Genomic DNA, 13498 nt, shown 5'->3' on the forward strand with positions numbered 1-13498 from the left:
TAACCATTAAACCATATTTTTGCATAGAAAAAACCTTCCCAAAACTATCTTGGGAAAGGTTCTAATTCCTTAATTGACATTTACACGGTGCCATTCATTGATCACATAGCAGAGTTGACCAAGTAAATGAAGACCGTAACCACTGATCTCCGTACTTTCTGGAGTTGTCCCCCCTAGACCAGCTGTAAAAATTGAGATAAGATAAGGAGTTTGTTCGTAAACAATAGCTTCGACATTCAGGGCTTCCGCTACATAACCAGGTTTTTGCTGAATGACTAAATCTGGTAAATACCGTTTGTAGTATTCATTTGGGAAGGACTCTCCGATTAATTCTAGCAAGGTCCCATACTTTTCTTTGTGGTTCCAAAGATAGTCCAAGACTTGAATATAGTAATCAGATGTCGTTTTGTTTTCAGGACTAATGGTTTTTATTTCTGCACGGGATTTTCCATATTTTTCATACTTCCCATAGACATTGTCCATGCCACCAAAGCGGTCGGCCAAGGCATATGCCGGCGTATTTTCTGAATAGACAAGAGAATAACGTTGCATATCTGGAATCGTCATAGCTCCACCAAAGGCAGCTACATAATTATCGTGCTCTCCAAGGTACTCGTAGTAAGTATTGGTAATATCAAATTCATCCGTTAAGTTTAACTTCCCTGCATCGACTTCATCCACGACTAACATATTTAGGGGCAGTTTATAAGTACTTCCCGCTGTCATTGGCTGCAACTCATTCATCGAAAATTGTTGACCTGTCGCAGGATTTTTATAGGTAAAGGTAATTTGGGAAGGATCAATACCATATTCAGCCATGTAGTCTTGTACAACTTCTACCAAGCCTTTATTGGCATAATCATAGACAAGACCCAAATTCTCCATGGTTTCACGATCTTGATCCATGACGGCTTGTTTCTCCTCAGGAGTTTTGACACGAGGAGGTTGGAGGGGCTGCTTCTCTTGCTTGGACTCAGCTGGTTGAGCCGTCGTTCCCTCTTGAGCAAGAGGCGAAGCTGGAGCCTGATGAAGATGAAGGTAACTTAATGCTCCAACTCCTCCTATACATAGTAAAATTCCCAATACAATCATGATCGATCGAACATTAAATATTTTTTTCATATGAAGTTAATTATAAAAGATTCTCTTTAAAATAACAAGGTATTTCTGGATCAGAAAACGATTTCTTCTGGAAGAAACTTTTTTAGCAATCCCGACTCAATCCTTCCTCCTGTTCCTATGAATCTGTCCCCTTTTGACTGTCTTATTTGCGCTTAAAGGATCCCATAATCAATTTAGCAACTTCACGCGCAATGGTACGGAACAAGGAACTGATAAAGGAATCTTTGGCCTTTTCTATACTAGATTTTCGTGGACGGCCCGGACTCCGTTTTTGGCTAGCCTTCTCTTCTGCAACTCTTGTCTTTTCTTCCGCTTCCCGCTCCTTTTCCTTCTCTTCTCTAGCAGATTTTTCAGTCAATTTTTCATAAGCTGATTCATTGTCTACTCGAACAGCATATTTTTGATGGAAAGGAGAGCTGGTAATCAAGGCCAACTGTTCACTCTCGTTTAACAAATCAAAACTGGATTGTGGAGACAAAATATAGGAGCGCTCAACCACACTTGGTTGCCCCTTTTCATTTAGGAAGGAGACTAGAGCTTCCCCTGTTCCCAACTCCGTCAAGACAGTTTCCGTATCAAACTCTGGGTTTGGTCGGAAACTTTGAGCAGCAACTTTGATAGCTTTCATTTCTTTTGGCGTATAGGCACGCAAAGCATGTTGGACACGATTCCCAAGCTGGGCCAATACAGATTCAGGAAGATCTTGAGGATTCTGTGTAATAAAGTAGATCCCCACTCCTTTAGACCGGATGAGTCGAACGACTTGCTCAACTTTTTCAAGGAAGAGCTTGCTCGCATCATTAAACAAAAGGTGGGCTTCATCAAAGAAGAAGACAAATTTTGGTTTTTCTAAATCTCCAACTTCTGGCAAGGTTTCGAACAGACGAGATAACATCCAGATAAGGAAGGTAGAATAGAGTTTAGGAGAGTTGAAGAGACGAGTCGCTGATAGAATGTTGATGTAACCTCGTCCACTGCTATCCAATTGCATAAAATCTTGAAGATCCAAGGCTGGCTCTCCGAAGAATTGATCTGCTCCCTCTTGCTCTAGCACTAACAAGCTTCGTTGAATAGCCCCTACTGATTGTTTACTGATATTTCCATACTGAGCGGAATAATCTGAGGCATGGTCATACACTTCCTTCAAAAGGCTCTGCAAATCTTTCAAATCAATCAAAGACCAATTTTTTTCTTTGGCCAATTTAAAGACAATGGCCAAAATCCCTGTTTGCGTTTCGTTGAGGTCCAATAAGCGAGCTAGTAAAAGAGACCCCATTCCTTCAATCGTTGCACGGACTGGATGGCCTGCTTGACCAAAGACATCCCATAAACGAACTGGAAAAGCTTGTGGTTCAAAAGGATCTGTAATACCTAGTAGCTTATAGCGCTCTTCCATCTTTGGCGTCCATTGTCCAGCTTTTGCAAGACCTGAAAGATCTCCCTTGATGTCTGCTAGAAACACCGGAATCCCTTGCTGACTTAATTTTTCAGTTATCACTTTTAAGGTCACGGTTTTCCCTGTACCAGTAGCTCCTGCAATTAAACCGTGGCGGTTGAGCATTTTTAGATAAAGTGGCGTATCCACTGCTCCTTTTGTAATCGTAATACTTGTCATTTTCATTCTCCCTTTTGTTAAGGCACAGTTTTTTCAGAAAAAGTGACAAGGCTTCTTCCTTATGTAGGAAGCCTTTCTCCTCATTTTCACATACTCCTCTAGTGTATCATTTTCAGGTATAAACGCAAGAAATATCCCTTCCAAAACGGGAGAATCCTTTTAGTCTATGTTGACCAATTTAAAAATAAAAAGCCTGAATCGAGGCCCCCCGTTAAGTGGCCTCTTGATTCAAACTTTTTTATTATGAAAGCTTATTTAGCTGCTGCGTAAAGCTCATCTACTTTGTTCCAGTTGATCACTGAGAAGAAAGCTTTGATGTAGTCAGGACGAACGTTGCGGTATTTCACGTAGTAGGCATGTTCCCAAACGTCCAAGCCCAAGATTGGTTTCTTCCCTTCTGAGATTGGTGTGTCTTGGTTTGCTGTTGAAGTCACTTCAAGCTTCCCTTCTTTGTTAACAACCAACCAAGCCCATCCAGAACCAAAACGAGTAGTTGCTGCTGCAGTGAATGCTGCTTGGAATTCTTCGAATGAACCAAAAGTTTCATCGATTGCTGCTGCAAGTTCTGCTGAAGGAGCTGTCTGTTCAGGAGTCATCAATTCCCAGAAAAGAGCGTGGTTCAAGTGTCCACCACCATTGTTGATAAGCGCTTGACGGATATCAGCTGGGATAGATTCTACGTCAGCAAGCAAAGCTTCAAGGTCTTCACCGATTTCAGGGTGTTTTTCAAGAGCTGCATTTGCATTGTTTACGTAAGTTTGATGGTGTTTGTCATGGTGCAAGTGCATTGTTTCAACATCAATGTATGGTTCCAATGCATCGTATGCGTACGGAAGATCTGGTAAAATAATTGCCATGGAAAATACCTCTATTTCTTTATGTATATAAAAATGATAACGCAATCATCTAATTAATTCAACTATTCTGCTTACACAGATGGGTTGGCCAGCTTTAGTAAAGCTAAATCAAATAGATAGTCCTTCTCATAGGTTCCCGACTTCATTTGAAAGTCGGTATCAATCAAAAGACAAATCGCCTGCTCCAAATAAGATAGAGATATCCCTCTACTATCTCTTAGGGAAAATTTAACTTGGTAGGGGTTCACTTTCCGACCGGTCAACTCTGATAGGTCTGAAACGATTTGGGGTTCTGTTCGTCCCTCTTGCTTCAACAGCTTGACCTGTGTGTAGATGCGGAACTGACTTAACAAGATGGCCAGAAGCTTGATTTCATCCTCTCCTTGTAACCGAAGATCCTTAACCAAACTACGGGCGGAATCAATTTGTTTCTTTAGGATCATCTGGATCAGATCAAACAGATTATCCTGTAGTGTCTTCGGAATAGCCTCCTCAATATCTGAGATGGTGATGCTAGAAGCTCCTTTGTACGTTTTAAGAAACTCCAAGTTTTTCTGAATCTCACTAAAATCAAAGCCCGATTTAATCAAAAGTTGGTCGAAGGCTTGTGAATCAATCGCTAGGCCTAGAGACTTGATCTCTTCCGTGAAATGAGCACGCAACTCCTGTTCCTTTAATTCCGTAGCCTCCAGCAACTGGGCATCCCGTTTTAAGAGCTTGACAATTCTTCGCTTGCTATCCAGTTTTCCTTCCGCAATAACAATTAAGCGAGTCGTTTCTAAAGGGGCCGCTAAGTAATCTTCAAAGGACTGCAATTCATCATCTGACAGGTATCTTTTTTTTGCGGTCGTCACATCGACAAAATGATCCAAAATCACTATTTTTTCATCTGCAAAAAATGGAAGGCTGACCAAGTCAAGCTCAACTTCTGCATATGCTGTTTCTTTCATGTCAAAATAGGAATAGTTCAAATCAGATGAATCGTAACCTATTTTCTTTAAAAGTTGCTCTTTCATCCACTCAAACTGACCGATATCATCCCCTGATAAAACCAGGATAGGAGGAAGGTTCTCAGCACTGATTTTTTTAATTGTTTGTAAAGCCTGCATGTTCTGAAGGTACCTCATTCCACTCTCTAAACTGATGCTGGGTCTGTTCCGATTCCATTTTCTTTTCAAGTGGCGCTTTCTCTAGTGGAGTTGGTGGAGCCGAAACAATCTGGGGAATAGCTGAAAAACTGTTGGGATCCATCAAATGGGATGGCATACTTGGCGAAGAGACCACGGGACTCGTCAAATCAAATTCTGGAGAAGCATTCTGGTCCTGTCTTGCAAGTCTAGCACTTGGAAGGACCAAAAGACAAGCCAAACAAAGCAAACCTGCAAGAGCTAAGACTAGAAAAATGGAAATAGGAGATAAAAGGTAGAGCAAGATAGGGCCTAGAAATAGGAAAATCAACGACCAATGAAGACCCGCATCTCTCAATCGCCGAACGACTACTGCTTGCTGGGGAACAAAAATAAGATAGAGATAGAGGAGAAAAAAGATGCTAAACCAAGCTGAAACGTCCATCCCGGTCAAGGGAATCACCTCTTCCTCTGATTTCGAATTTGAAAAGAATAAGACCAATTGGTAAATCCAAAATGGACTTGTAAATAATAAATGCCAGGCTTGGCTAACCCAAAATTCTTTTCTATCTGATTTTCTTGAAAAATCAGCATATTGCATCCAAAACAACTGTAATGATTTCATACTTTTAACCTCATTTCCTTGACTTTATCATAGCAATTTTCAAGCTAGAAATCAAACAGCTCTTATCGAACGGTTTCAATATTCCACTGATTCCACCCTCTAAAACGAATCGCTCCTTGCTGATCTGTACGAAAAACAGTCATTTGTAACTCTTTAAAACGTTCCAAGGTTTCCTGGTGAGGATGCTGGTAACGATTTTTCTCTCCCGCAGATATCAAGGCAATTTTTGCTTGGATTTGCTTTAAGAAGGCAGGGTGAGAAGAACCCTTAGAACCATGGTGGCCTGCTTTTAGGACATCCACGCGCAGTTGAGGATAACGGGCTAACAAGGCCTTTTCCCCTTCTTCTTCTAAATCTCCTGTAAAAAGGAAGGACCACCCATAAAAGCGTCCATAGAGAACAATGGAATCATTATTACTTCCATCTCCTACTTCTACCGGATAGAGGACTTCTGCACTCCCATCAAAGATTGATAACCGATTTCCAATCTCTAGCGTTTTCACCGGTAAGTTCAACCGTTTGAGCAAACGGACAAAAGAGTCTTTCTTTAAGCTTCCCTTAGAAATATTTATTTCCTTTATCCTAACCTTAGTCGCAAGCACTTCCAAATCTCCCATATGATCTGTGTCAGTATGCGTGAGAATCATATGATCAATCTGGTCAATCCCCCTGCTCTTGAGATAGGGGAGCAGGGTCCGTTCTGCATTGCTAGTAGACCTTCGGTTCTTCCATTCCTCCTTTTGGCCAAAGTCCACTTTTCCTCCTGTATCAATTAAGATCGTTTTTCCTCGCCAATCACGCAACAAAATACTATCACCTTGACCAATATCAATGATGGTAATCTCATTTTCTAAAGGATGCTTCACGATAGCAAATACAGAGCATACTAAGAGTAGAAAAAGATATCTCCATTTCTTAACCTTTCGCATCTCATAGAGACAAGCCAGCAAGCACAAAAGCAAGATGAAAAAATAAATGCTTGGCTGTCCAAAAACCAAGGATTTGCTAGTGAAGCTCGCTAGATACTCCATACTTTTTTCCATCCAGACGAAGAAAGGATTCCAGAAGGTCAAGGGATAGAAAAAGGAGAGGAGAAAGACGACACTCAGACCTGGTAACAACAGAAGATCAAATAAGAGAGAAAAAATAAAGGTTAGAGGAAGAGACCAGGGTTGGTATTCTCCAAAGAAAAAGATGAGAAAAGGAAGAACCCCTAGTGTTAACACCAGACTTTCCTTGACGACTTTTCGGATTCCTGACTTCTCCTCTTCAGAAGAGGTGAGCGTCAATATAAAGGCATAGGCGCAGGATAAGAGACCTCCAGCAGTTAATAAGGAGGAAGGTAGGAGAACAATCAATAAAAGAAGGGTGACTCCCATATTTTCCATTCCTTTGAGCCCAGCCTGGGCCAGGAGTTTCTGTAAGAGGCTTCGAACGACTGAAACCGAAAACCCCGTCATCCCAGCATAAAGAAGGGAAAACGGATAGAGGAGGATTACAACCTTCTCCTGTTCCAATCCCAAGCGGAGAAAGAATCGTCGAAAGGCATCTAAGAAAAAGGCAACCTGCATGCCTGACAAGGCAAACAGATGAATAATCCCCAAGTTCGAATACAGCTGGCTCATTTCCTCAAACTCGACGTCTAAAAAACCAAAAAGCAAGCCCGTCATATAGTGACTCATGGGCTGGGGAAAATGCTGGTGAACCCATACAAGGGCCTTCCGCCTCCAACTAGACAGCAGACCTATGAAATCTCTAGGCTCAGCAGGTCTCTTTTCAAGGATGTGGCTAATTTTCAAAAGGTGATAGATCCCTTGTGTTTTCAGATAAGCCTGGTAATCAAAACCCATAAAATTCCGCTGTTTTGTCGGGGGTTCTAATTCCCCTTTGATCCGTAATTCTAGCCCATGATCCAGGTGTTTAAAATAGGCTTGTTCTTCCTCTGACTGAAGCTGGTAGAAAACCTGAAAAGTACGGCTACCTGACTTGGCACGAAAGGATAAAGCATCTCCATTCACCTTGATGGTATCCGGTAAAAGCTGAATAACCCTTGGGACCCTATGATCGCTTGACTCTTGTCTTCCTTGTTCAATCCGGAAAGCAAAACAAAGAGCAAAGAGGAAAAGAAGCCCTATGAGGCACAAAAATCGTTTGCCATCGTAGCATTTCCTAAACAAAGTGAGGAAGGCCAGCAGGAAAATTAGAGCGAGCCAGTGCTCCGTGTACATCCAGTAATAGAGAGCTAAGACCGGCAGGGTGAAATGAAATAAATGAATATGGAGACTTCTAATCCACTGTAACATGCTCTTTTAACTTTTCTAGCGTCTTTTGGCCAATCCCAGAAACATTTTTCAATTCATCAACAGATTGAAATTTTCCTTTTTCCTCTCGATAAGCAATGATATCCTGGGCTCGCTTTTGACCTATCCCAGAAATCGTCTGTAGTTCTGCTTCTGTTGCCGTATTGAGATTGACTTTCCCATCTTTTGACTGCTTTTCGCCACCGGTCGTCCCAGCAGATGCAGATGCGGACGCAACAGGCGCTAGCTCCTCTCCATTCTTAGCAACATAGACGATGGACTCATCCTCCAATTTTTGCGCCAAGTTGACGGATTGGCTGTTAGCTTCGTCTGTCATCCCTCCTGCTTTTTGCACTGCGTCATAGACCCGGCTCCCCACTGGCAGTTCGTAAACCCCCGCTTGTCTGACAGCTCCCTTCACATCCACCATGATTTTCTCTTGAGAGGGCTCCATCTTTTCCTCACTCCTCTGCTGAGAGCTGGAAGAGAGGCTTGTGTCTTCCTTAGGAGATGTCTCCTGATCCACCATTTCTAACTGGGAAATGATAGTTTCCGGTGCTTGTGGGGGTTGCTTAGGCCAAAAGAGAAATAGTCCTCCAATTACCAAGCCCACAGCAGCCAAGCTTAAAAATAGTTTATATTCCTTGATCTTCTCTATCCACGTCTCCATAAATACCCCTTTTATTTTTATTATTCGTAAAAAATCGAAGAAATAAAAAAAGAATGTCAAAAATCACATGATTTTTGACATTCTTGTTCTCAAGAAAACTCATTAGTCCTTCCGATGCTTGTCTGGATCCCATACGAAACTTGCGATATAACTAAACAAGAGGGTCAGTAAAGCGACAACCAAGACAAATGGCAACAGTAAAAACTTCAACAAACGGATGAGGATAAAAGGTTTCCGGTCATTGCGGAGTGCCTGAGATTCCGCATCTAAGCGATCAAACTCAGCCTGGATACGTCTTGCAACTTCTTCCACGCCCTCATCGTTCATCTTTGCAATATCAGAAATATCAATGGGATGCCCAAAGTTCATGTCAACCCGTTCACAAGTGGCTAAGCCTTTCAGGGTCATTGGACCCGTATAAGTAACAGGCATAATGCGTACCTTAGCCATCTTAGCAATCACAGCAACTCCACCCTTAACATCCTGAGAATGGCGGCTTCCACTTGGAAACATAATCAAGGAACGCTTGCTTTTTTTGAGCATATTCACTGGGTATTTAATCGCAGCGGCACCTGGATTTTCACGGTCAATTGGGAAAGCCCCGCACATGCGAATCCACCAGCCAAAAATCCGATTGGTAAAGAGTTCTTTCTTAGCCATAAAGATAAATTGCTTGGGCTTGGTCGCAAAGGCCATGTAGACAGGATCCCACCAAGTTCGATGAGGAGCTACGAGAATGTAATTTTCTTCTTGACTCGGAATCAGTTCCTTATGATGATAATGAGCATTTCCATTCAGAACCCATAAAATAAAGGTCACTAAGCCACGTAAATAGGTATAAAACATGCTTTCTCCTTTGATAATTCTCTTGTTTATCCATTATACCTTATCCTTCTGTTCCCCGCAAATCTTTTCAAAAAGTTGCCGAGTCAACGAATCGACTGCATCTAGTCTTTTTCTTAAAAAAATGATATGATGTTTTTATGGAAATGAATGAATTAAAGGGATTAACCCATGAAGAGGTCCGCAAAAAAATACAGCGTGGCCAAACCAACGAATTTAAAGCGAATACCAGTACCAGTACCTGGCAAATCATCAAGCGCAATGTCTTCACCTTGTTTAATGCTTTGAACTTTGTGATTGCCCTCGCTTTGGTTGCGGTACAAGCCTGGAGCAACCTGGTCTTTTTTGCAGTCATCTGCTTTAATGCCTTATCCGGAATCGCCACAGAGCTCCGCGCCAAACGGATGATTGATAAATTGAATTTGATGAGTAAGGAGCTCGTCACTGTCATCCGAGCTGGGGAAGAAGAAACCATTGATCCAGAAGAGATTGTCCTTGGTGACCTGATTAAGCTATCTGCTGGGGACCAAATTCCGAGTGATGCCCTCGTTCAAAAGGGGGTTGCTGAAGCTAACGAAGCCATGCTGACGGGAGAAAGTGACTTGGTTCTCAAGGAAGAGGGAGACGAACTTCTATCCGGTAGCTTCTTAGCGAGTGGCCAGGTCTACGCCCGTGTCAAACGTGTGGGGGCCAATAACTATGCCAATAAATTAATGGTAGAAGCGAAAACTCTCAAACCCATCAACTCCCGCATTCTCTATAATCTGGCTAAAATCTCTAGTTTTACTGGAAAGATTATTATCCCATTTGGAATTGCCCTCTTTTGTGAAGCTTTTTTAATCAAACTGCTTCCAATGAAAGATTCTGTGATTACCTCTTCCACTGCCCTCCTGGGCATGTTGCCAAAAGGAATTGCCCTTCTGACAGTAACCTCTCTCTTGACAGCTGTAATCAAGTTAGGGATGCGCAAGGTCTTGGTTCAAGAGATGTACTCTGTAGAAACCTTGGCTCGTGTGGATACTCTTTGTTTGGATAAGACGGGAACCATCACCCAAGGAAAAATGACTGTCAAAGGCATTTACTCGCTATCTGAACACTTTTCTGAAGAAACTATCGAAGTTATTCTCGCTGCCTATATGCAAAATTCCGAGGATAACAACCCAACTGCCCAAGCAATCCGCAAAGCATATGGCGAGTTAGAACACGCTTATTCAGCCGAATCAATCATTCCATTTTCAAGTGATCGAAAATGGGGTGCCATGACCCTGACCAACTTGGGAACCATTTATTTAGGGGCCCCAGAAATGCTCCTCAAAGAAAACCCTCCAGCTGTATTGGAAGCCCAAGCCCATGGATCACGAGTCTTGATTTTAGCTCGCAGTGTAGAAGCTATCGATATGCATGATTTGACTTTACCAAGTGATGTAGAAGCTATCGCCGTCATTGAAATCCTCGATCCAATCCGCGAAGGGGCTGCCGAAACCTTGGATTATCTTCGCTCCCAAGATGTAGATCTAAAAATTATCTCTGGTGATAATCCAGTCACTGTTTCTTACATTGCAAAGGAAGCTGGTTTTGAAAGCTATGAAAGTTATATTGACTGTTCCAAGATTGAGGACGATGAGTTGGTGGACCTAGCAGAAAGTACAGCCATTTTTGGACGGGTTTCTCCTCATCAAAAGAAACTCTTGATTCAAACCCTCAAGGCTGCTGGTCGAACCACTGCCATGACGGGGGACGGTGTCAATGATATCCTAGCCTTACGAGAAGCTGACTGCTCCATCGTGATGGCTGAAGGAGATCCTGCAACCCGTCAAATTGCCAACCTCGTCTTACTAAACTCAGACTTCAATGATGTTCCAGAAATTCTCTTTGAAGGACGTCGGGTGGTCAATAACATTGGACGGATTGCTCCTATCTTCTTTATCAAGACCATTTACTCCTTCATTCTGGCCATTATCTGTATCGCAAGTGCTCTCCTCTTTGATGTCAACTACTTGTTGATTTTCCCATTTATTCCAATTCAGATTACTCTCATTGACCAGTTTGTCGAAGGATTCCCTCCATTTGTCTTAACCTTTGAACGAAACATTAAGCCAGTGGAAAAACACTTCCTCAAACGCTCCTTGCATCTGGCCTTACCAAATGCCTTGATGGTTGTCTTTAGCGTCTTATTTGTTCGTTTATGGGGAGCTCATCATGGCTGGTCTAGCCTGGACATGTCTACCCTTTCCTACTACTTGTTAGGATCTATTGGTTTCTTGTCCGTCATTCGGGCTTGTTTGCCACTCAATATCTGGAGAGGTCTCTTAATCATCTTCTCTGTTTGTGGTTTCTACCTTTCTGCCTTTTACTTGAAAGGTCTGATTGAAATCGGAACATTGACAGCTGTGACCTTCCCAGTCTACCTTGCCTTGATGTCCCTCTTTACAGGGATCTTCATCTTGGCTACAATTTATCAAAAATACGAGTTTAATTAAAAAAGTTGAGAGTAAGATACTCTCAACTTTTTTATTTTACATCAATAGAAACAATTGCTGGTTTCTCACCAAAAGCAGAGAAAGGTTTTATTTCTAATTCTAAATTTCCTTCGCCTTTAACACCAAAATGTTCAACAGCGCCTTCCATTGATCTACCAGGTGTGATTGAACCCATGGTATGCTCATTGGCATAACTTTCCATTTTTTTTCCACCAACATATAAATCAATATCCACTCCAATAGGCATATCTTCTTCCGAAAGATTTTTAACATTATATGTAACTTTCAAAACTTTATCTGGATTTGAATTATCAAACTCGTTCCGTTCATCTGTCCACTCAACATTAGTAATAGTGTACTCAGCATGCTTATCAAAAGTAATTGTATCACCTATTGAGTAAGTTGATTTATTTTCTTTTTTAGCTTCACTGGTTGACGCTTTCTCAGTTTGAACTTCTTTTGGTGCTGTCTCTGAAGTTTTTTGAGAATTGCCACAAGCAACTAGCAGACTAATAGAGAGAAGACTAAATCCTAAAGCTAACCATTTTTTTGTTTTGTTCATAAACAAAACCTCCTTTGTTTTTTATAATGTTATCATATTATATAAAATAAAGCAAATGTTTTTATACATAAAAGTAATATCCTTGTTGCGATAATATTTTCATTATTCCTAACTTTTCCCCGTCCTCTTTTCATGCTATAATAAAGCCATGAACAATATCGAATTAAAAGACGGCGAACGCGTCAACCAACTATTTTCTAGCGATGTGAAAATCATTCAAAACAGAGAGGTTTTTAGCTACTCTATTGATAGTGTCCTCCTGTCACGCTTTCCTAAACTGCCCAATCGTGGTCTAATTGTAGACCTTTGTGCTGGCAATGGTGCAGTCGGACTCTTTGCTAGCACGCGCACCAAAGCAACCATCGTCGGAGTGGAAATTCAAGAAAGACTCGCAGACATGGCAGAGCGTTCCATCCAATTAAATGGTCTGTCTGACCGCATGTCCATGATTACAGATGATTTAAAAAATTTACCCCACCATTTCCCTGGTAGTAAAATCGACCTTATCCTCTGCAATCCTCCCTACTTTAAAGTGGACGAGCACTCCAATTTAAACGAGAGTCCTCATTATTTGCTAGCCCGTCACGAGATTACCACCAATTTGGACCAAATTTGTCAAGTGGCACAACGGACTCTCAAGTCCAATGGCCGACTTGTCATGGTGCATCGTCCTGATCGCTTCTTAGATATCATTGAAACCATGAAACGCTACAATCTGGCTCCTAAACGGATTCAATTTGTCTACCCCAAGGTTCATAAAGATGCCAACATGCTCCTCATTGAGGCCATTAAAGATGGATCGCGGGATGGTCTAAAAATTCTTCCTCCACTGTTCATCCATGAAGAAGATGGAAGCTATACGCCGGAGATTCATGAGATTTATTATGGAAACTAAAGCTTATATGTATGTAGTCCAGTGTGCGGATGGGACCCTCTATACTGGCTACACCACCGATATCGAGCGCCGTATCAAAACTCACAATGCTGGCAAAGGCGCCAAATATACCCGTCCCAGACTTCCTGTGACCTTGATCTACCAGGAATCTTTTCCCGACAAAAGAGCAGCTATGTCTGCAGAAGCACTTTTTAAACGGAAGAGCCGAGAGGAAAAACTGACCTATATCAAGCACCAACAAACCAAGCTGGATCCAGAACAAAAAAACACCTAAATAGTGTAAAAATCATCTGTTTGCATTCTAAAAGGAGCTCCCAAGAGCTCCTTTCAGATTGAAGACAAAGTCCTTAGACCATAAGTTTCTAAGGGCTTTTATTTGTGTAAAGTCGTATAATAGAGGTA

The 13498-nt window shown here is 41.8% G+C and carries 12 protein-coding genes; 3 read left to right on the forward strand and 9 right to left on the reverse strand.

What is annotated here, in order from left to right; genetic code table 11:
* Nucleotides 1-69: 69 nt before the first annotated feature.
* The 8 genes from ABT997_RS09630 to ABT997_RS09665 all read right to left on the reverse strand — a co-directional run bounded on the left by ABT997_RS09630 (nt 70) and on the right by ABT997_RS09665 (nt 9162).
* Complete coding sequence (locus ABT997_RS09630; RefSeq protein ID WP_233331685.1) at nt 70-1122, reverse strand: serine hydrolase; 1053 nt, start codon at nt 1120-1122, stop codon at nt 70-72.
* A 142-nt stretch (nt 1123-1264) separates the two neighbouring features.
* Nucleotides 1265-2737, reverse strand: coding sequence for a helicase HerA-like domain-containing protein (locus ABT997_RS09635; RefSeq protein ID WP_023022682.1), 1473 nt, complete (start codon nt 2735-2737; stop codon nt 1265-1267).
* A gap of 251 nt (nt 2738-2988) precedes the next feature.
* Nucleotides 2989-3594, reverse strand: coding sequence for a superoxide dismutase SodA (gene sodA, locus ABT997_RS09640; RefSeq protein WP_129268776.1), 606 nt, complete (start codon nt 3592-3594; stop codon nt 2989-2991).
* 71 nt (nt 3595-3665) lie between these two features.
* A complete protein-coding gene (gene holA, locus ABT997_RS09645) occupies nt 3666-4703 on the reverse strand; it encodes a DNA polymerase III subunit delta (RefSeq protein ID WP_350019244.1) in 1038 nt (345 codons plus the stop codon).
* Nucleotides 4681-5346, reverse strand: coding sequence for a DUF805 domain-containing protein (locus tag ABT997_RS09650; RefSeq protein ID WP_350019245.1), 666 nt, complete (start codon nt 5344-5346; stop codon nt 4681-4683). The genes holA and ABT997_RS09650 overlap by 23 nt, the downstream gene beginning before the upstream one ends.
* A gap of 62 nt (nt 5347-5408) precedes the next feature.
* Nucleotides 5409-7649 (reverse strand): DNA internalization-related competence protein ComEC/Rec2, encoded by a 2241-nt coding sequence (locus ABT997_RS09655; protein WP_350019246.1) that lies wholly within the window; start codon nt 7647-7649, stop codon nt 5409-5411.
* Nucleotides 7633-8316, reverse strand: a complete 684-nt coding sequence (locus ABT997_RS09660; protein ID WP_350019247.1) for a helix-hairpin-helix domain-containing protein — start codon at nt 8314-8316, stop codon at nt 7633-7635. The genes ABT997_RS09655 and ABT997_RS09660 overlap by 17 nt, the downstream gene beginning before the upstream one ends.
* Before the next feature lie 102 nt (nt 8317-8418).
* Nucleotides 8419-9162, reverse strand: coding sequence for a lysophospholipid acyltransferase family protein (locus ABT997_RS09665; RefSeq protein ID WP_154852376.1), 744 nt, complete (start codon nt 9160-9162; stop codon nt 8419-8421).
* Nucleotides 9163-9299: 137 nt separating this feature from the next.
* Here ABT997_RS09665 and ABT997_RS09670 point away from each other — a divergent pair, with 137 nt between their 5' ends.
* A complete protein-coding gene (locus tag ABT997_RS09670; RefSeq protein WP_350019248.1) occupies nt 9300-11639 on the forward strand; it encodes a cation-translocating P-type ATPase in 2340 nt (779 codons plus the stop codon).
* Between the two features lie 31 nt (nt 11640-11670).
* Here ABT997_RS09670 and ABT997_RS09675 read toward each other — a convergent pair whose 3' ends face one another.
* Entirely contained in the window at nt 11671-12201 is a 531-nt protein-coding gene (locus ABT997_RS09675; protein WP_350019249.1) for a DUF4352 domain-containing protein, read from the reverse strand.
* 148 nt (nt 12202-12349) lie between these two features.
* On the opposite strand from ABT997_RS09675, the gene ABT997_RS09680 reads away from it, so the two are divergent.
* Nucleotides 12350-13096: a tRNA1(Val) (adenine(37)-N6)-methyltransferase gene (locus ABT997_RS09680; protein WP_350019250.1), complete on the forward strand. Its 747-nt coding sequence runs from the start codon at nt 12350-12352 to the stop codon at nt 13094-13096.
* On the forward strand, nt 13086-13370 hold the full coding sequence (locus ABT997_RS09685) for a GIY-YIG nuclease family protein (RefSeq protein WP_350019251.1): 285 nt from the start codon (nt 13086-13088) through the stop codon (nt 13368-13370). The genes ABT997_RS09680 and ABT997_RS09685 overlap by 11 nt, the downstream gene beginning before the upstream one ends.
* Nucleotides 13371-13498 lie beyond the last annotated feature (128 nt).

Source organism: Streptococcus australis (assembly GCF_040226615.1).
Classification (GTDB): Bacteria; Bacillota; Bacilli; order Lactobacillales; family Streptococcaceae; genus Streptococcus; species Streptococcus australis_E.

Excerpts from the sequence above, each read along its gene's own strand:
- ABT997_RS09630 (WP_233331685.1), bottom strand. The coding sequence starts at position 1,122 with ATGAAAAAAATATTTAATGTTCGATCGATCATGATTGTATTGGGAATT.
- ABT997_RS09635 (WP_023022682.1), bottom strand. The coding sequence starts at position 2,737 with ATGACAAGTATTACGATTACAAAAGGAGCAGTGGATACGCCACTTTAT.
- sodA (WP_129268776.1), bottom strand. The coding sequence starts at position 3,594 with ATGGCAATTATTTTACCAGATCTTCCGTACGCATACGATGCATTGGAA.
- holA (WP_350019244.1), bottom strand. The coding sequence starts at position 4,703 with ATGCAGGCTTTACAAACAATTAAAAAAATCAGTGCTGAGAACCTTCCT.
- ABT997_RS09650 (WP_350019245.1), bottom strand. The coding sequence starts at position 5,346 with ATGAAATCATTACAGTTGTTTTGGATGCAATATGCTGATTTTTCAAGA.
- ABT997_RS09655 (WP_350019246.1), bottom strand. The coding sequence starts at position 7,649 with ATGTTACAGTGGATTAGAAGTCTCCATATTCATTTATTTCATTTCACC.
- ABT997_RS09660 (WP_350019247.1), bottom strand. The coding sequence starts at position 8,316 with ATGGAGACGTGGATAGAGAAGATCAAGGAATATAAACTATTTTTAAGC.
- ABT997_RS09665 (WP_154852376.1), bottom strand. The coding sequence starts at position 9,162 with ATGTTTTATACCTATTTACGTGGCTTAGTGACCTTTATTTTATGGGTT.
- ABT997_RS09670 (WP_350019248.1), top strand. The coding sequence starts at position 9,300 with ATGGAAATGAATGAATTAAAGGGATTAACCCATGAAGAGGTCCGCAAA.
- ABT997_RS09675 (WP_350019249.1), bottom strand. The coding sequence starts at position 12,201 with ATGAACAAAACAAAAAAATGGTTAGCTTTAGGATTTAGTCTTCTCTCT.
- ABT997_RS09680 (WP_350019250.1), top strand. The coding sequence starts at position 12,350 with ATGAACAATATCGAATTAAAAGACGGCGAACGCGTCAACCAACTATTT.
- ABT997_RS09685 (WP_350019251.1), top strand. The coding sequence starts at position 13,086 with ATGGAAACTAAAGCTTATATGTATGTAGTCCAGTGTGCGGATGGGACC.